This window comes from Pseudomonas sp. TE3911 (assembly GCF_054062775.1).
In genome coordinates this window covers 5,089,037-5,107,077 of the sequence record NZ_JBSSFP010000001.1, presented here as the reverse complement: position 1 = coordinate 5,107,077, position 18,041 = coordinate 5,089,037, and the positions used below count along the sequence as shown (strand labels likewise).

The 18,041-nt window shown below is 59.7% G+C and carries 17 protein-coding genes and 1 tRNA gene; 7 read left to right on the top strand and 11 right to left on the bottom strand.

The features are described from left to right. Positions 1–231: 231 nt before the first annotated feature. From ACVWXD_RS23135 to ACVWXD_RS23115, 5 genes are all read right to left on the bottom strand, one after another. Entirely contained in the window at positions 232–1,419 is a 1,188-nt protein-coding gene (locus tag ACVWXD_RS23135; protein ID WP_457371349.1) for a methyltransferase, read from the bottom strand. After that, entirely contained in the window at positions 1,400–2,089 is a 690-nt protein-coding gene (locus tag ACVWXD_RS23130; protein WP_032890091.1) for an ABC transporter permease, read from the bottom strand. The genes ACVWXD_RS23135 and ACVWXD_RS23130 overlap by 20 nt, the downstream gene beginning before the upstream one ends. Further along, the gene (locus tag ACVWXD_RS23125) at positions 2,089–2,781 is read right to left on the bottom strand and encodes an ABC transporter permease (RefSeq protein WP_032890094.1); all 693 of its coding nucleotides are present in this window, start codon (positions 2,779–2,781) and stop codon (positions 2,089–2,091) included. The genes ACVWXD_RS23130 and ACVWXD_RS23125 overlap by 1 nt, the downstream gene beginning before the upstream one ends. A gap of 74 nt (positions 2,782–2,855) precedes the next feature. Continuing rightward, entirely contained in the window at positions 2,856–3,608 is a 753-nt protein-coding gene (locus ACVWXD_RS23120; RefSeq protein WP_260367488.1) for an ABC transporter substrate-binding protein, read from the bottom strand. A 13-nt stretch (positions 3,609–3,621) separates the two neighbouring features. Beyond that, entirely contained in the window at positions 3,622–4,395 is a 774-nt protein-coding gene (locus ACVWXD_RS23115) for an ABC transporter ATP-binding protein (protein ID WP_065925764.1), read from the bottom strand. A 554-nt stretch (positions 4,396–4,949) separates the two neighbouring features. Between ACVWXD_RS23115 and gabP the strand changes: the two genes are divergently transcribed. Next, on the top strand, positions 4,950–6,341 hold the full coding sequence (gene gabP / locus ACVWXD_RS23110; protein WP_095186161.1) for a GABA permease: 1,392 nt from the start codon (positions 4,950–4,952) through the stop codon (positions 6,339–6,341). 113 nt (positions 6,342–6,454) lie between these two features. Here gabP and ACVWXD_RS23105 read toward each other — a convergent pair whose 3' ends face one another. Next, positions 6,455–6,868: a hypothetical protein gene (locus ACVWXD_RS23105; RefSeq protein WP_032890101.1), complete on the bottom strand. Its 414-nt coding sequence runs from the start codon at positions 6,866–6,868 to the stop codon at positions 6,455–6,457. A 204-nt stretch (positions 6,869–7,072) separates the two neighbouring features. Here ACVWXD_RS23105 and ACVWXD_RS23100 point away from each other — a divergent pair, with 204 nt between their 5' ends. Both ACVWXD_RS23100 and ACVWXD_RS23095 read left to right on the top strand, forming a co-directional pair. Then, the gene (locus ACVWXD_RS23100; RefSeq protein WP_095186160.1) at positions 7,073–8,038 is read left to right on the top strand and encodes an arsenic resistance protein; all 966 of its coding nucleotides are present in this window, start codon (positions 7,073–7,075) and stop codon (positions 8,036–8,038) included. 88 nt (positions 8,039–8,126) lie between these two features. After that, positions 8,127–9,731 (top strand): hypothetical protein, encoded by a 1,605-nt coding sequence (locus ACVWXD_RS23095; RefSeq protein WP_457371348.1) that lies wholly within the window; start codon positions 8,127–8,129, stop codon positions 9,729–9,731. A 65-nt stretch (positions 9,732–9,796) separates the two neighbouring features. Here the strand turns inward: ACVWXD_RS23095 and ACVWXD_RS23090 are convergent, their stop codons facing one another. From ACVWXD_RS23090 to ACVWXD_RS23070, 5 genes are all read right to left on the bottom strand, one after another. Next, positions 9,797–10,117: a hypothetical protein gene (locus tag ACVWXD_RS23090; RefSeq protein WP_095186158.1), complete on the bottom strand. Its 321-nt coding sequence runs from the start codon at positions 10,115–10,117 to the stop codon at positions 9,797–9,799. 417 nt (positions 10,118–10,534) lie between these two features. After that, a tRNA-Phe gene (locus tag ACVWXD_RS23085) sits at positions 10,535–10,610 on the bottom strand. Between the two features lie 103 nt (positions 10,611–10,713). After that, complete coding sequence (locus tag ACVWXD_RS23080) at positions 10,714–10,986, bottom strand: oxidative damage protection protein (protein ID WP_095186157.1); 273 nt, start codon at positions 10,984–10,986, stop codon at positions 10,714–10,716. After that, positions 10,983–12,050 (bottom strand): A/G-specific adenine glycosylase, encoded by a 1,068-nt coding sequence (mutY, locus tag ACVWXD_RS23075; protein WP_457371347.1) that lies wholly within the window; start codon positions 12,048–12,050, stop codon positions 10,983–10,985. Before mutY ends, ACVWXD_RS23080 begins: the two co-directional genes overlap by 4 nt. Then, positions 12,047–14,266 carry an AsmA family protein gene (locus ACVWXD_RS23070; RefSeq protein ID WP_457371346.1) on the bottom strand — a complete coding sequence of 740 codons (2,220 nt, stop codon included), beginning with the start codon at positions 14,264–14,266 and terminating at the stop codon, positions 12,047–12,049. Before ACVWXD_RS23070 ends, mutY begins: the two co-directional genes overlap by 4 nt. A gap of 325 nt (positions 14,267–14,591) precedes the next feature. Between ACVWXD_RS23070 and ACVWXD_RS23065 the strand changes: the two genes are divergently transcribed. The 4 genes from ACVWXD_RS23065 (at position 14,592) to ACVWXD_RS23050 (ending at position 18,014) form a co-directional block, all read left to right on the top strand. Then, positions 14,592–16,253 (top strand): OFA family MFS transporter, encoded by a 1,662-nt coding sequence (locus ACVWXD_RS23065; RefSeq protein ID WP_122764253.1) that lies wholly within the window; start codon positions 14,592–14,594, stop codon positions 16,251–16,253. 268 nt (positions 16,254–16,521) lie between these two features. Next, positions 16,522–17,118 (top strand): imidazoleglycerol-phosphate dehydratase HisB, encoded by a 597-nt coding sequence (hisB, locus tag ACVWXD_RS23060; RefSeq protein WP_028615365.1) that lies wholly within the window; start codon positions 16,522–16,524, stop codon positions 17,116–17,118. Further along, complete coding sequence (hisH, locus tag ACVWXD_RS23055; protein WP_032890121.1) at positions 17,118–17,756, top strand: imidazole glycerol phosphate synthase subunit HisH; 639 nt, start codon at positions 17,118–17,120, stop codon at positions 17,754–17,756. Before hisB ends, hisH begins: the two co-directional genes overlap by 1 nt. Then, entirely contained in the window at positions 17,757–18,014 is a 258-nt protein-coding gene (locus ACVWXD_RS23050) for a DUF2164 domain-containing protein (protein ID WP_032890124.1), read from the top strand. Positions 18,015–18,041 lie beyond the last annotated feature (27 nt).

The window sequence follows — 18,041 nt, the reverse complement described above, 5'->3', positions numbered from 1 at the left end:
ATACGCTTACCTCCAGATGCTTATGCACAATCGGTTGGATGCAGTTGTGATGAAACAGCCATTTTGTGGAGCGGTTCTCAACACAGTGCAACTGCCTGTTTTACGTGCGTTTTATTGTGTGAACAAAAAATGAACAGCGTGGCTTTTGGTCTGCAGCGTAGAGCGCTACAGGGTCTGTAACGAATTCATCAACAGAGTTATCCACAGGTTGGGGTGCGACAATTTCGCCCTTTAATCGCGCTCGGCGAGCACCATCAAGTTGCGCGGCGTTAACGTCGGGTCGCAAAAGCTGCCGACCTCAACCCTGTAGCCACGTTCGCTGAGAAACAGTGCCCGATCCAGCACCAGCCATAACTCCAGCGGGCGCCGAAACAGACCACGCACCAACTCCAGGTTCCTGACCTCGGCCAAGCGCTGCCAACCATGGGCCTCCAACGCCGCCCAGTCTTGTTCGCCTGTGGATAACCCTTTGAGGCGTGCCAGTTCGCGGCAGTAGTCAGCGAAGGGTTTGTCCAGCCAGTGGGTGGGCAGGGACGGGGTAGGCAGGTACTCGTCGCAGCCGCGTAACAGGCGTTGCAATTGATCGAAGCCGAGGCGCCGGGCCATGGAGGTGTCCCGTTGCAGGCGCACGCGTTTGCCGGCGGTGACGGTTTCGCTGAGGGGCAGGCCGAGGTCGTCGAGCGACAACAGCAAGGTGGAAGCGCGGCCCGCGTCGGACAGCGGCTTGTAGGTATCCCCCTGGATGCGGTTATAGCAGCACGGCGCCAGTGCCAGTTGCTTGCAGCCGGCGGCGCTGGCCACTTGCAGCAGGCGTACATGCAGGTCGCCGCAGGCATGCAGGGCCACGGGGGTGTGTTCGGCGCTTATGGCTACATCCGCCATCACGTCTTGCAGACGATGGGTGACGAGCAGGCCGTGGTGCTCGCTCAAGGCTTGGCCCGAAGCGATCAAGGCCGGGTCGTATTCCAGGCAGGTCAGCTGCTGGCCTGTGTGCAGCAGGCGGCGGCCAAGGTGGCCTTTGCCGGCGCACCAGTCCAACCAATGCCGGGGTGTTTGCGCAAACTGCAGCGCCGCGCCGAAGGCTTCGATCTGTTGCCATTTGCGGCCAGGCACATCGACATTCAGGCGGTGCGCGGCGGGTTGCAAGGGCTGCGTTGGTAACTTATCCACAGTGCTGAGTTGCAGCGCCTGCGATGCGAACTGTGGAAAAGGTGCGGGGGCGAGCAGATCATGGGGCTGGTTGTGATTGGCTTCGGCATCGGCCAACGAGCGTTGGCGCAGCCACTGGGCCAGTTCGGGGTGTTCGTTTTCCCAAGGCAACTGGCGCTGAGTAAAGGGCCGTGGTCGCCACAGCCCTTGATGCTCTATCAGAAACGCATCCAGCGCCCGGAAGCGCGCTTCAACGTCCCTGGCAGGCATCGACGCGCAGCCAGCGTTCCAGCAGTTTGAAGCCGCGTACCAGCAGGAACGAGATCAATAGGTAGAACACACCGGCGGTGAAGAACATTTCCACCGTCAGGTAGTTGCGCGCAATGATCGTGCGGGCCATGCCGGTCAGTTCCAGCAGGGTCACGGTGCTCGCCAGTGAACTGGCCTTGAGCATCAGGATCACTTCGTTGCTATAGGCCGGCAAACCGATGCGCGCCGCGCGGGGCAGGATGATATAGAACAGCGTTTTGGGCTTGGACATGCCCAGCGCTCGGGCTGCTTCAATTTCCCCAGGTGGAATGGCCTGGATGGCGCCGCGCAGGATCTCGGCGATATAGGCTGCGGTGTGCAGTGTCATGGTGGCGGTGGCACACCAGAACGGGTCGCGCAGGTACTTCCACATGAAGCTTGAGCGGATGCTGTCGAATTGGGCCAGGCCGTAATAGACCAGAAACAACTGCACCAGCAGCGGCGTGCCACGGAAGAAAAAGATGTAGGCGTAGGGCAGTGAGCGCACATACCAGCGCTTGGATGAGCGCGCGATACCCAGCGGGATGGCCAGGATCAACCCGAGGATCACGGCAATGCTGACCAGCTCCAGGGTCAGGATGGCGCCCTGGATAAACTTCGGCAGCCACTTGATGATGACTTCCCATTCCATTACGTCGTCCTCACGAAGCCGCGGGCGGCGCGTTTTTCCAGGAAGTGCATAGCCACCATCGACAGTGAAGTCAGGCCCAGGTAAATGAACGCGGCGACCAGGTAGAAGGTGAAAGGCTGTTTGGTGACGGTGACGGCGATCTGCGCGTGGCGCATGATTTCTTCGAGACCGATGACCGTGACCAGCGCGGTGTCCTTCATCAGGATCAGGAACAGATTGCCCAGCCCCGGCAGGGCGATGCGCCACATCTGCGGCATGATCAAGCGGGTAAAGATCCGGAACTTCGACAGGCCCAGTGCCACACCGGCTTCGCGGTGGCCCTTGGGGATGGAGATGATTGCGCCGCGCAGTACTTCGGTGGCGTAGGCACCGAAACACAGCCCCAGCGCAATGACGCCGGCGGCGAAGGCGCTGAGGGAAAGGTCGGGAATGTCGAGCAACTCACCCAGTGAGCGCATGGCGTTGATCGTGCCGAAGTAAATCAGTAACACCCACAGCAGTTCCGGCACGCCGCGAACGATTGTCGAGTAGGTACCGCCCAGCCATTGCAGCGGCTTGTACGGTGAAGTCTTGGCCAAGGCACCGGCGAGGCCGAGTACCAGCCCCAGGCATAACGCCGTGAGCGCCAGTTTGACGGTCATCAGCGCGCCGGCGGCGAGCGCGGGGCCGAATCCGTAGAGATCGAAATTCATGGTGTTTTCATATCGCGGCAGGCATTGCTGGAAGCCGACGCGCTCAAGTGAGCGCGTCGGGCAGACCGTTCAGGTCATTCGATGCTGAACGGGAAGTACTTGTCGTTGATCTTCTTGTAGGTGCCGTCTGCCTTGATCTCTGCCAGGGCTTTGTTCAGGCGCTCGCGCAGTGGGTCGCCCTTGCGCACGGCGATACCGATCTTGTCGCTTTCTACAACCGGGTCGCCCTTGAACTCGTAGGCGGAACCGTCTTTGCTCTTGAGCCATTCGTGCTGCACGTACTTGTCGGCGAGGATGCCGTCGAGGCGGCCGGACGTCAGGTCGAGGTAGGCGTTTTCCTGGGTGTCGTACAGCTTGGCTTCGGTGTCCGGCAGCTTGTCTTCCAGATAGGTACCGGCCAGGGTTGCACGCTGTGCACCGATGACTTTGCCCTTCAGGTACTCGGCGTCAGTTTTGAAGTCCGCAGTGGCTTTAGGTGCGATGAACTGCAGCTTGTTGGAGTAGTACGGGTCAGTGAAGTCGACGGCTTGCTTGCGTTCATCGGTGATGGACAGTGAGGACACCAGGAAGTCGAACTTCTTGGCGTTCAGGGCCGGGATAATGCCGTCCCAGTCGGACACATACACTTCGCACTTTTCGACTTTCATCTTGGCGCACAGGGCATCGCCGATGTCTTTGTCGAAGCCGACGACGTTGCCGCTGGCGTCTTTATTGTTGAAAGGTGGGTAAGCCGCTTCGATCCCCATCTTCAAGGTTTCTGCCAAGGCCGTGGCGCTGAACGCCATCGATACGGCCGCGGCCAGAAGGAATTTTTTATAGTTCTGCATGCATGTTGCTCCGTTAGCGGTTGCTGGACATGAATTGTTTGCAGCGCGCCGAAAGCGGGTTTTCAAACACCTGCTGTGGCGATCCTTGCTCTTCGATCAGGCCTTGGTGGAGGAACACCACTTCACTGGAAACTTGGCGGGCGAAGCCCATTTCATGGGTGACCAGCAGCATGGTGCGGCCCTCTTCGGCCAGCGCGCGGATCACATTAAGTACTTCCTGAACCATTTCCGGGTCAAGGGCAGAAGTGGGTTCGTCGAACAGGATGACTTTGGGCTGCATCGCCAGGGTACGCGCGATGGCTGCCCGTTGTTGCTGGCCGCCGGACAATTGCGCGGGGTAGGCGTGGCGCTTGTCGGCGATGCCGACCTTGTCCAGCAGGGCCTCGGCCACTTCTATTGCCTCGGCCTTGCTCTGGCCGAGCACACGGCGGGGGGCCTCGATGATGTTGTCGAGGATGCTCATGTGTGGCCACAGGTTAAAGTTTTGAAATACAAAACCGATTTCGCTGCGCAACCGGTTGATCTGCTTGCCGTCGGCGGCCATCAGTTCGCCGTTTTTCGCGGCCTTCAGCTTGAGTTCTTCGCCGGCCACCAGGATCTGGCCCTGGTGTGGGTTTTCCAGCAGGTTGATGCAGCGTAGGAACGTGGACTTGCCGGAACCGGAGGAACCCAGGATCGAGATCACATCGCCGTCGCGAGCGGTCAGCGAGATACCTTTGAGTACCTCCAGCTCACCATAGCGTTTGTGCAAGTTGCGGATTTCAAGCGCGGGCGTGGCCTCGGCCATGTGCGGTCCTCATTGTGTTCATTGCATTCCTGCTGTTGGGCCGCCTTCCTGGCGAGGCGCCAAGCTAGCATAGCGTCTTGATGGCAGCCAACAGCGTGGCCAGCGGTAAATGGGGCGTGTGCGGCAGGGTGTCGCATCGGCACAGCAGCGTGTCGCGCCCTCAACAACCGAACAACCGTTTGAACCCGATAAACCGCAGGCTTTGCGTAAAAAAGGGCGCGATGGTGCCAGCTTTGGCCGGGTGTTGGAAGGGTTAAACGGGCAAACGGTACCCATCGGCCCCTTTATGGCGCGTCACGTACTTTTTGTGTGTGTTTTTGGTGCGCTTGTTCGTGTTGAATGTGAGTCGCACGGTAACGCTATAGCGGAATGCCATTGTTCTCAATGACTTGCGACGACTGTCGAATCGTCCTACAGCCCGCGTCAATTGCGACTTCGTAACATTTTGGCGCAAATCTTGCGTAAAAAATAAAGAACGCCCTGTTGGTTTCTTTTCACGAAGAAGACACCAGGCCGGGTGGACCGTTTTCGCAATTCCTCGCAAAGGTGTGTCAATGAGTAGTACGCAAAGCTCCAATGACCTCGAACAGGGGCTCAAACCGCGTCACGTCACCATGCTGTCGATTGCCGGCGTTATTGGTGCCGGTTTGTTTGTTGGCTCCGGCCACGCGATTGCTGCCGCCGGCCCGGCCGTACTGCTGGCGTATGCCGCTGCGGGTACGCTGGTGGTATTGGTGATGCGCATGCTGGCCGAAATGGCCGTTGCCTCGCCGGACACCGGTTCGTTTTCCACCTACGCCGACCGTGCGATTGGTCACTGGGCCGGTTTCACCATTGGCTGGCTGTACTGGTGGTTCTGGGTGTTGGTGATTCCGTTGGAAGCCAACGCTGCTGCGACCATCCTCCACGCTTGGTTCCCTGATGTGGCCATCTGGGCCTTCACGCTGATCATCACGTTGCTGCTGACCGCGACCAATCTGTTCAGCGTGAAGAACTACGGTGAGTTCGAGTTTTGGTTTGCGCTGATCAAAGTCGTAGCGATCGTGGGTTTTGTGATCCTCGGCTTGGCGGCGATTTTCGGCTTCCTGCCGACCAGCCAGGTCAGCGGCGTTTCGCACCTGTTCGACACCCAAGGCTTTATGCCCAACGGCATGGGCGCAGTACTGGCGGCCATCCTGACCACCATGTTCTCGTTCATGGGTACCGAGATCGTCACCATCGCCGCGGCGGAATCGAAGAACCCAGGCCAGCAAATCACCAAGGCCACCAACTCGGTGATCTGGCGGATTGGTTTGTTCTACCTGTTGTCGATTTTCATCGTCGTGTCCCTGGTGCCGTGGAACGATCCGACACTGGCGGCGGTAGGTTCCTACCAGACCGTGCTGGAACGCATGGGCATCCCGAATGCCAAGCTGATCGTCGATCTGGTGGTGCTGGTTGCCGTGACGAGCTGCCTGAACTCGGCGCTGTACACCGCGTCGCGCATGCTGTTCTCCCTGGGCCGTCGCGGTGACGCTCCGGCAGTGGCCAAGCGCACTAATAAGAGCGGCACGCCTTACTGGGCTGTGTTGCTGTCTACCGGTGCTGCGTTCCTGGCGGTCTTTGCCAACTATGTGGCGCCGGCAGCTGTGTTCGAATTCCTGCTGGCCAGCTCCGGCGCCATCGCGTTGCTGGTGTACCTCGTTATCGCTGTGTCGCAACTGCGCATGCGTCAGAAGCGTACGGCGGCGGGCGAGAAAATCGTCTTCAAGATGTGGCTGTTCCCTGGCCTGACCTACGCGGTGATGGTGTTTATCGTGGGGACGCTGACGATCATGCTGTTCCAGGAAGCGCACCGGGTCGAGATTATCGCGACCGGCGTTCTAAGCTTGCTGGTGGTGGCGGCGGGGTTGTTTGTGTCGAGCCGTCGCAAGGCGCAGAGAGCAGGCGCTGCGGTGCTTAACTGACCGCAGTCCCCATGTGGGAGGGGGCTTGCCCCCGATAGCGGTGCGTCAGTCGACATCTAATTGACTGAAAACACGCTGTCGGGGGCAAGCCCCCTCTTACATTTTGTTTTGCGTCAGTCCTGGGAAGTCACCAGCGCCTGGGATGCGGCGACGTAATCCGCCTGGAACTGCGGCGACTCGACCCACGCCAGTGCGGCGGCTTCATCGTCGCTGTCCGTGGCCCACTGCCGATATTCGATCAGCGCTGCCAGGATGAAGTCGGTGGCTTCTTCTTCACCTTCCTGTTCCAGCACCAGCGCCAGCAGCGGGTGGGCCAGGAATGCCGCGCACAACGCCTGTTGGCTGGTCTCGCCAGCGACGCGCATCTCCTCAAACAGCTCAGTCAAATCGACCGACTCTAGGTCAATGCGACTGTCATCGCCTGCAAACGCATCCGGCTTGGTCGCTACGGCGCGCTGAGTGCGGTTTTGCTTAGCCTTGGTCTTTGCCCGCTGGGCACGTTTTTGCTGCTTGTTCGGCGAAGCCATGGGCTCGACATCCTAAGGTTCTGGATCTGGGTGGGGTATTGAAGCGCAGGTTGGAGGAAATCCCAAGGGCATCCTCAGAATTGGCGGCGTTGGCGCGTCGTTCACGTTCATGGCTTCTGCGGTTGTTGTGAACGGGTAGTACGGGTCGACCCTGCGCCAGTAGGCGCATAAGCTGGTGCCTTCGCAATTTTCTCGAGCGCCTTCATGTCCCGCGACACCCTCGAACACAACCAGATCCCAATCTACTTTGTCGCCATCCTGCTGGCTGCCGTCGTCGGCCTGTTCGCGCCCCAATCCGCCCACAACCTCAACGTATTGATCACCCCCGTCATCGCAGTGCTTATGTACGCGATGTTCCTGCAAATCCCCTTTCTGGACTTGCGCGAGGGCTTGAGCCACAAGCGCTTCCTGTCGGCGTTGTTGTTGGCCAATTTCATTCTGGTGCCGCTGCTGGTGTGGGCATTGACCCGTGGCCTGGTGGAGCGCCCGGCGTTGCTAGTGGGCGCGTTGTTGGTGTTGCTGACGCCGTGCATCGATTATGTGGTGGTGTTTACCCATATCGGCAAAGGCGATTCGCGGTTGATGCTGGCGGCGACGCCGGTGCTGTTGTTACTGCAGCTGGCGCTGTTGCCGGTGTACCTGGGGTTTATGCTGGGCGCGCAGTCCGAAGTAGTGGTTGCGGTGGGACCGTTTGTTCAAGCCTTTGTAGAGTTGATCGTGGTGCCGATGGTGCTGGCGGTGCTCACGACGTCCCTGGCGCGGCGCTACGCAATTATCAATGCGTGGAATAACGCTTGGGCCTGGTTGCCGGTACCCGCCATGGCGCTGGTGCTGTTCGTGGTGATCGGCTCGCAAGTCACCTCGGTGGTGCGCGATATCGGCCTGTTGGTGCCAGTGATTCCGGTCTATCTGGGCTTTGTGCTGCTGGCGCCACTGATGGGGATGCTGGCGGCGCGGCTGTTCGCGCTGCCGGCGGTCACGGCGCGGGCGGTGACGTTCAGCGCATCCACGCGCAATTCGCTGGTGGTATTGCCCCTGGCGCTGGCCCTGCCTGAAGACGTACGGGGGTTGGCCGCCACGGCGGTGATCCTGCAGACCTTGGTCGAGTTGGTGGCTGAGTTGATCTACGTGCGCCTGATCCCGTGGGCGGTGTGGCCCGCAGGTCGGTAGCTGGGTGAATGTTCAGGTCTGTTCAGGCGATGTTCAGGGGCGTGCTCGGCACCATTAAGTCAGCGCTCCTCACCTGACAGGCCTACCGATGGATCAACGCAACCGTTTTCGCCTGGAATCCCTGGGCATTTTCCTGTTTGCCTTGCTGCTCTTTACCCTGGGGATCTGGGATCAACAGCCCCAGGGATTTGACGGACGTTGGGCGCTGTTCCTGCAAGAAATGTTTCGTCATGGCGCGAGCCTTTTTCCCACTACCTACGGTCAGCCCTACGCGGACTACCCTGGCACCGCTACCTTCTTCAGTTTTGTGTTTGCCCGGTTATTCGGTGCGCCCAATCACCTGGCGAACGTACTGCCCACCGCACTGGCGTCTGCTGGGGTGATTGCGCTGCTCTATCGCCTGCTGGTCCCTGCGAGTCGGCAGTGGGCGCTGCTCTCCGTTTTGTTGACACTGCTCACCACTCAACTGCTGGAAAAGTCCCGTTCGGTTTGCCTGGATCAGATGGTGGCTTTGCTCTGCGTTGGCAGTTTCTACCTGCTGCACAGTGGCGAGCGCCTGGGCTCGCGATTGAGGCAGTTGGCGGTGTTCCCGCTGTTCATCTTCGGCTTCGCCATACGTGGGCCATTGGGGTTGATTGAGGTCTGCGGCGTGGTGTGTGTGTATTGGGCGCTTGGTAATCCGGGGCAACGGGTCAGGCAGGTGCTGATTCACGGCCTGGTTGGTCTGGCGTTGTTGGCGGTCTGTTGGTGGCTGCTTATAAAGCTGGCGCGCATCAGTGGTGGTGATGGGTTCGCCGAAGAGGTGTTCAGGATGCAAGTGGGCGGGCGCCTGGATGAAAGTGGCGAGCCGTTCTATTTCTATCTTCAACTGAGTTTGTACCGTTACTTCCCTGTGGTGCCGTTGGCGCTGGCCACGCTGGTTGCGTTGCGTCATCGCTGGCGTGAACGGTTTGATGAGCCCGTGCAATTGGTTGTGCGGCTAGGCGCTTGCGGCCTGATGATTTTGATTGGGTTGTCGGTGCCGCACTTCAAACGCGCCTATTACATCCTGCCCATGGTGCCGATGTTTGCGGCTGTCGCGGCCTATGGGCTCCTCCAGGCGCAAGGCTGGCTTGTGGGCGTGCGTCGATGCTATGAGGGGCTTGTCGCGGCGCTACCGACGTTGTGTGTGGTTGTAGTATTTGTCTGTCGGCATGGGTGGCAAAAGCACGGTTACTGGCCAGACGTTTCGCTGCCGTTGTGGGTGGGCGTGCTGGTGGTGCTGCAAGTCGCTGCGTTGATCGCCTGGCGGCGCATCGCGCGGCTGGTGTCGCTCAGCTTGATTGCGTTGGTGGCGCAGTGGTTGCTGCTGGTGGTCGTGGTGGAGCCGGCCAAGGACTTACAGTTCGATACCCGGCAGTTTGTCAGCCAGGTTGAAGCGCTACGTGCCACGCGGCCGGGCCCGCTGGTGTTTATCGACCTCGGTCGGGATACCTGGGCGGTGCGTTACATGATGAACCTGGATCACGACGAGCAACCGGTGTTCATTGGTGGTCATGAGCTTGAACAATTAGCTCATGTGCATCGGCCAGCCTGGGTGGTCGTGGCGCGCAAGGAGGTCGCACTGCTGGCGGGGACGTCGCTGGAGCATCAGCCTCCCGACTTTGAAGGACGATTGAACGACAATCCGTTGCTGGTGTTCTTGTTGCAGTGAGTCAGCCGGTCAGCAAAAAGCCTGCATTCAGCAGGCTTTTTGTCGGATACGGTTTCCGCCTTCGATTACGCGGCTTCCAGCTGTGGGATCTGCATGCCGATCTTCGCCGACGCGAAGTTCATATCGCCACTGGCAATGGATTGAGCCTTGAAGCCTTGGCCGATCAGGTCCTTGATGTAGAGCTTGTTGTAGATGAACGCAAAGACGATGTTGCTAAGGCCCATGGTCACCATCGCAATGACGAACTGGATCACGCCATATTTCACGTCGCCGCGAAACAGTGCCGGGAAGCAACCGAAAAAGAAGGTTGTCCACGAAAAACCGACTGGAGCTTCCTTCATCGCGCCCGTATTCGGGTTTTTGAAAATGATCGATGTGTATGCCATTTGTTTCTCCATGTGCCCGTATGAGTAAGCGATACGCTGGGCTGCGCATCGCCGGATGATGTGTCCTTGTGCCGCTGCGCTTGCGTGCGCTCCCTCACCGCTTGGGCGTGACCCTGGGCTGTGTTGAGGTGGGGGAGAGAGGCTGCAGCGTGTAGAGGGAGGCTCGTGGGGATACAGGATCCGCCGTCGTTGCCTACTCCGATACTAGGTGGCATTGGCTGACGGGTTACAGGAGGGATGCATCCGCATACTGTTAATCGCCTACCTTGGCACATTTTGAATCATATCATAGCGCTACTAGTGCGCGGCGTAACGAAGAGGCGGGTTAGGAGGTTAAATCCTGGGCAACAAAAAACCCGCACTTGGCGGGTTTCTTGTGTATTTCAGATGACGTTTGCACCACCTGAAACTAATTAGTGGTGCCCAGAGACGGAATCGAACCGCCGACACGGGGATTTTCAATCCCCTGCTCTACCGACTGAGCTATCTGGGCAACGGGGCGCATTAAACTGGTTTTTCAGGGGGTCGTCAAGCAAGTTTTCAAAAAATATTTAATTATTACCGTCGCTTACGTGCCGACCCCGGTTTTTGATCAATTATTGAGCAGGTGGTACGTAGCCGTCGGCCTTGGCGTAATCCTCGCCGGAAAAGAACTTGTCCATCTCGCCCGCAAGGTATTTACGATCTTCTGCGTTCATCATGTTCAGGCGTTTTTCGTTGATCAGCAGGGTCTGGTGTTTAAGCCAGTCGCCCCAGGCTTTGGCAGAGACGTGATCGTAGATGTCCTGGCCCTTGGCACCTGGGTATGGAGGGCGCTCCAGGGCTGGCAGTTCTTCTTTGTACTTGCGGCACATTACGGTGCGGGTCATGACGACACTCCTGCGTTCAATACTTCAGCCGCGCGCTTCAGCAGTTTCTTTACCGGGGCGGCAAGGCCCAGGCGCGGCGGGGTGGCGAGGTTATACCAGAGCCAGTCGGCCTCGGCCACGTGATGGGCGGATTCCTCGACCTGGACCAGCCAGGGTTCGATAGCCAGTTGAAAGTGGCTGAACGTGTGGATCAGCCCTGGCAGTTCCTGGTGCTTGCCCAGTTCGAGTGCGTGTTGTGTGGCCAAGTGTTCGAGGTCTTGCAGGTCGTCTAACTCGGGCAGGCTCCACAAACCGCCCCACAAACCTGTGGAAGGGCGGCGGTAAAGCAGGATCGCGCCCTCGGCGTTGGCCAACATCGGCATCAGCGTGCGCTTTTGCGGGACGGCCTTGCGCGGCTTGGGAATCGGGTAGTGTGTTTCAAGGCCGAGCATGTGGGCTTCGCAGCCCTTTTCCAGCGGACATAGCAGGCAGCTGGGTCTGCTGCGCGTGCACAGGGTGGCGCCCATGTCCATCATCGCCTGGGTGTAGGCGTTAACGCGATCATGGGGCGTGAAGCGCTCTGCAGTGGCCCACAACTGCTTGGCCACCTTCGGCTCGCCTGGGTAACCCTCTTGTGCAGTAAAGCGCGCCAGCACGCGCTTGACGTTGCCGTCGAGGATCGGTGCGCGCAGGCCCATGCTCAGGCTGGCGATTGCGCCGGCGGTGGACAGGCCGATGCCGGGCAGGTCAGTGAGCTTTTCGACATCCTTGGGAAATTCGCCGCCGTACTGGGCCACGATGATCTTCGCAGTCTTTTGCAGGTTGCGCGCCCGGGTGTAGTAGCCAAGGCCAGTCCACAGGTGCAGCACTTCATCTTCCGGTGCGGCGGCCAGAGCTTCGACCGTTGGCAAAGACGCCATAAAACGGTCGAAGTAATTGAGCACGGTGCTCACCTGAGTCTGTTGCAGCATGATCTCCGAGACCCATACCCGGTAAGGCGTGATGCCCTGTTGCCAGGGCAGGTCATGGCGACCGTGGCGGTCGTACCAGTCCAGCACCGCCTGTGAAAACTGCTCGTTTCTCATCGCTTGAACAGGCCCTTTAATGCATCTTTCAATTGCGGGTTTACCTTGTCGAGCTTCTCTTCCAGCTTCTCGCTGAGCTTGTTACCGGCCGCCTTGATCGCGACTTGGCTCAAGCCATCTTTATCCAGGCGGCACGCCTTGGCACCCAATTCCAGCGGGCCGCGGCAGCGCAGCGGTACTTCGATGTTGCGGAAGTTGGAGCCCACTTCGCAGGCCGGATCCGGCACTTCGCGCTGATCGCCTTCGACGATGATGCCGACGCGGTAGTCCATGCCCAACACGCGCAGGTCGATGTCACCGTTGCCGTTGACGGCCAGGCCCGGAATGCGCACTTTCAGGTCAGGGTTATTGGCCACGCCATTACGGAAGGTCAGGTTGCCCTTCAGCTCTTGGAAGGGCGTGTCTTTGCCCCGCTGTTCGCCGCTCAGGGTCTTGCGATTGAGCATGGCGATGCCTGTACACAGCTGCTGTTCAAGGTTGGCATTGAGCAGCACACCGTTGTTGATCAAAAAGCTGGCGGTGCCGTTGAGGCTGTCGATCAGCGCCTTTTGGCTATTGCCACGGCCGCTGAGGTTGCTGTCGAGGGTGACCTGGCCCTTCACGGGTGGGGTTTGCCCCTGGGCCTGCAGGATGCGTTCGACCGGCACTTGCTTGATCCGGCTTTGCAGTGCCAGCACTGGAATATCCTGGCGCACATCGAGTGTGCCGTTGGCTTGCAAGCTGCCGTTGTAGAGGCCGCCGCTCAGGGTGTCGAGCTTGAGTTGGCCGTCGATGCCGGACGCTTTGAGCACGGCATTCTGGATCGGCAATTTGCTCAAGGTCAGTTGGCCGAAGGCGAGATCAGCATCGACATCCAGTTTGCGCAGGTGCGCCAGAGGCAGCAGCTTGTCGGTGCTCCAGGCGCCTTTGGTAGGCGCATCCGGTAGCGGTGTGGTGCCGCCGGCAGCCATGGCGCCGGCTTCGCTGTTCTGCACTTCGGCTTGGCGGGCGGCGGTTGCGCCCTTGGCAGATTCGGACTTCGCCGGCAGGTAGTTGTCGGCGTTGAAGCTGTCGCCCTTGAGTTGCACGCGAAGCGACTGTTTGGCGAAATCGTCCACGGCGACGCGGCCGGTGAAGGTGCTGCCGTCGAGCTTCAGGTTCAGGTCTTCCAGGGCCAGGCTGGTTGGCGTGCCCTTGAGGCGGCTGACCAGTTCGACTTTGCTCAGGCTGCCCTCGGCCATCGGTGGCAGTGGGCTGCCGACGCTGTCGAGGAACTTGGCCAAGTCGAACTGGGCGATGGACAAGGCGCCGCTGAGCTGTGGGGTCTTGTCCAGGTCATTGACCTTCAGCTCGCCCAAGGCGCGCAGTTGGTTGGCCGACAGTTTCAGGTTGGTCCATTCGGCAATGTTGGCCGCTTGGTCCACCAGCAACTGACCCTGGGTGGAGAAGGTCACGGTCTTGCCCTGCAGCGGCTCGCCAGTGGCTTCGCCGCTGATACGCATGTCTTCGAACTGGTAGCGCTTGAGGGCGCGCTGAATGCGCAGATTGCCGTTGAGCTCGGTCTTGACGCGCATTACCGGCTGGTTGCTGCCGAAGAAGGCGGTGAGCTTCACCGGAATGCTGGCGCCTTCGTGCACGGCACCGGCGCTCAACTGGATGCTCTCGGCGCTGAACTGTTTGCCGGTCTGCTCATCGTTGTATTCGATGCGGGCGTTGTTGACCGTCAGGCTGTCGATATCCAGGCGGATCGGCTGGGCCGGCTTCTCTGGCTTGGCTTCGGGTGACGGTTGCGCCGGGGGCGGCGTGGTGGGCGTATCGGTGGTGGCTACCGGTGCAGTCTTGCCGATGTCTTCCCAGTTGCCGTGACCCTGCTTGTCGCGGTTGAGGCGCAGGTTGAGGCCTTCGACACGCACGTCGCTCATCTGCACTTCGCGGCGCAGCAGCGGCAATACGCGTACTGACAGGCCGAGCATCTGAAGGTCGGCGAAGGGCTGGGTCGGGGTGGTCAGGGTCGCTACGCTGGCTTCGTGCAGTTCAAGGCCAAGCCAGGGGAACAGGCTCCAACCGATATCGCCATTGAGCGTCAGCTCGATGTGGGCCTTGTCGCGGGCAATCTGGCGAATCTCTTCTTTGTAGTCGTTGGGATCGAAAAGATGGGTCAGGGCGAAGCCCAGAGCCACAATGATCAGCAACAGCCCGAGAAGTACCAGACCCAGGATTTTGCCGAACGCTTTCATGGGCGAGTCCTTGTATGTCGATTTTAAAATTTAGCCGCAGAGTATAACGCCCGATGACCGGCGTCAGGTCACCGATCGTTACATTGTATCCGCGGGCCAGGTAGCGGGATTCTGGCGTCAAAAAAAGAGAATTTCCTGAAAAAAGTGATATCAGTTTGGTTTTTCCGTCATCCGCAGGTGCTAATCTCTGCGTGTTCGTCCGCCTTCTGCGACCTATCGTCGCGCCAAAATGGAGCTTCACTCATCAAAAACGGCCACGCTTTGCGTGCAAGGCCGAGGGAGAGAGCGCCTGACGGACGCATACTAATAACTGGGGGAAACACCAATGAGCACTAGCACTGCGGCCGGTTCTACCGCCGCACAGCCTGCGTTCCTGTCCAAGGAGCGCATCATCGCCAAGCCCGGGTTCAACCGCTGGCTGGTTCCACCGGCCGCCCTGGCCATCCATCTCTGCATCGGCATGGCCTATGGTTTTTCGGTGTTCTGGCTGCCGCTGTCCAAGGCGCTGGGTATCACCAAGCCCGTTGCCTGCGCGCCAGACATGAGCTTTATCGCCCAAGTCTTCTCGTCCCAATGCGACTGGCCCATCTCCATGCTGGGCTGGATCTACACCCTGTTCTTCATTTTCCTGGGCTGCTCGGCAGCGATCTGGGGCGGCTGGCTGGAACATGCCGGGCCGCGTAAGGCGGGTGTTGTATCGGCGTTGTGCTGGTGCGGCGGCCTGTTGATCTCGGCATTGGGTATTTACACCCACCAGATCTGGCTGATGTGGATCGGTTCCGGCGTCATTGGCGGCATCGGCTTGGGCCTGGGCTATATCTCGCCCGTGTCGACCTTGATCAAGTGGTTCCCGGACAAGCGTGGCATGGCCACCGGTATGGCGATCATGGGTTTCGGTGGGGGCGCGATGGTCGGTGCACCCCTGGCCGCAGCGCTGATGGGTCACTTCGCTTCGCCGACCAGCGTGGGCGTCTGGCAGAGCTTCTTGGTGATGGCCGCGATCTACTTCGTGTTCATGATCGGCGGTGCGCTGTCTTATCGCGTGCCACCGACCGGCTGGAAGCCTGAGGGCTGGACCGCGCCGGCGAAAAAAGCCAGCAATGCGATGATCACCCACCGTCACGTGCATGTGAGCGTGGCGTGGAAAACCCCGCAATTCCGTCTGGTATGGCTGGTGTTGTGCCTGAACGTATCGGCCGGTATCGGCATCCTCGGCATGGCTTCGCCGCTGCTGCAGGAAGTGTTCGGTGGCAAGCTGCTGGGTGTTGATGTGCCGTTCGGTCAACTGGATGCCGGGCAACTGGCGTCGATCGCCGCGATCGCCGCGGGTTTCACCGGTCTGTTGAGCTTGTTCAACATCGGCGGCCGGTTCTTCTGGGCGTCGTTCTCCGACTACCTGGGCCGTAAAAATACCTACTTCGTGTTCTTCGCCCTGGGCTTTGCCCTCTACGCGCTGATCCCGAACCTGGGGCACCTGGGCAACGTGGCGCTGTTCGTGGCCGCGTTCTGCATCATCCTGTCGATGTACGGCGGTGGTTTTGCCACCGTTCCGGCTTACCTGGCCGACCTGTTCGGCACCCAGATGGTGGGCGCGATCCACGGTCGCCTGCTGACCGCTTGGGCTGCTGCGGGCGTATTGGGCCCGGTGTTGGTGAACTACCTGCGTGAGTATCAACTGAGCATCGGCGTTGAACGCGCTGCGGCCTATGACATCACCTTGTACATCCTCGCCGGCCTGCTGGTGTTGGGCTTTATCTGCAACATGCTGGTACGTCCGGTGGCCGACAAGTACTTCATGACCGACGCCGAACTGGCTGCCGAACAGGCGCTGGGCCATGACAAGGGCGCGGATGCCACCACTTCCCTGGAGTGGAAAGCAGCCCCCGGTACGGTGCCATTGGCCGTTGCGGCCTGGCTGGTGGTGGGTATTCCGTTGGCGTGGGGTGTGTGGGTGACCCTGCAGAAGACGGCGGTACTGTTCCACTAACACCGCAAAACCATTGTGGGAGGGGGCTTGCTCCCGATAGCGTCAGATCAGTCAGCCACTAGGCGACTGAGCCGCCGCCATCGGAAGCAAGCCCCCTTCCACATTGGCTGTGCAGAGTTTTCATAAGTGGATTCGCACTTGTATGCACATGTCTATCCCCGACACCCCCACTTCAACTCGTCAGTCTTATCCCCTTCGATGTTTCTGTTTAGCGCCCGCGCCCCTATAATGGCTGCCTTTTTCGCCCAATGATTTTGCGGAGCTGGTGATGGCCGAACGTAAGGCGTCCGTCGAGCGCGACACTCTGGAAACCCAGATCAAAGCCTCGATTAACCTGGATGGCACCGGAAAGGCCCGATTTGATATCGGTGTACCTTTTCTTGAGCACATGCTGGACCAGATCGCCCGTCACGGGCTGATCGACCTGGATATCGAAGGCAAGGGCGACCTGCACATCGACGACCACCACATGGTGGAAGACGTAGGCATCACCCTCGGCCAGGCATTTGCCAAGGCCATCGGCGACAAAAAAGGCATCCGTCGCTACGGTCACGCCTATGTCCCGCTGGACGAAGCGCTGTCGCGAGTGGTCATCGACTTCTCCGGCCGCCCAGGCTTGCAGATGCACGTGCCGTACACCCGTGCCAACGTGGGCCGCGGCTTCGACGTCGACCTGTTCCAGGAATTTTTCCAGGGTTTCGTCAACCACGCGCTCGTCAGCCTGCATATCGACAACTTGCGCGGCACCAACACCCACCACCAAATCGAAACCGTGTTCAAGGCTTTCGGCCGCGCGCTGCGCATGGCTGTAGAGTTGGATGACCGCATGGCCGGGCAAATGCCCTCGACCAAGGGCGTTCTGTAATGCAGACGGTCGCGGTTATCGATTACGGCATGGGTAACCTGCACTCGGTGGCCAAGGCCCTCGAACACGTAGGTGCCGGCAAGGTGCTGATCACCAGCGATGCCAACGTGATTCGCGAAGCTGACCGCGTGGTGTTCCCCGGTGTCGGCGCGATTCGCGATTGCATGGCCGAGATCCGCCGTCTGGGCTTTGACAGTCTGGTGCGCGAAGTCAGCCAGGATCGCCCGTTCCTCGGCATCTGCGTGGGCATGCAAGCCTTGCTCGACCGCAGTGAAGAGAACGACGGCGTCGACTGCATCGGCCTGTTCCCTGGCCAGGTGAAGTTCTTCGGCAAGGACCTGCACGAAGATGGCGCCCACCTGAAAGTGCCGCATATGGGCTGGAACGAAGTCAGTCAGACGGTGGATCACCCGCTCTGGCACGACATCCCGGACCTGGCGCGTTTCTATTTCGTGCACAGCTACTACATCGCCGCCGGTAAGCCGGGCCAGGTGGTGGGTGGCGGGCACTACGGCGTCGACTTCGCCGCAGCGTTGGCCGAAGGTTCGCGTTTTGCTGTGCAGTTCCACCCGGAGAAGAGCCATACCCATGGCCTGCAATTGCTGCAGAACTTCGCCGCGTGGGACGGGCGCTGGTAAATGGCCAGGAAGCCGAAGCTGCCGATCTTGAACCTCACGCCTGAGCAGGAGAGTGAGGCTACCCTCAAGATCAAACGCTTCATGGAAGATCGCTTCGAGCTCAAGCTGGGCTCGTTCGAGGTCGCCGAGATTCTTGAGCTGTTCACCACCGAAGTGGCTCCGCACTATTACAACAGGGCGATTTTCGATTCGCAGACGCTCCTTAAAGAAAGGTTCGAAAGCATCGAAAGCGACCTGTGGTCGCTTGAGAAACCCTGATTTCCCAAGCATTGCTGAATATCGAAT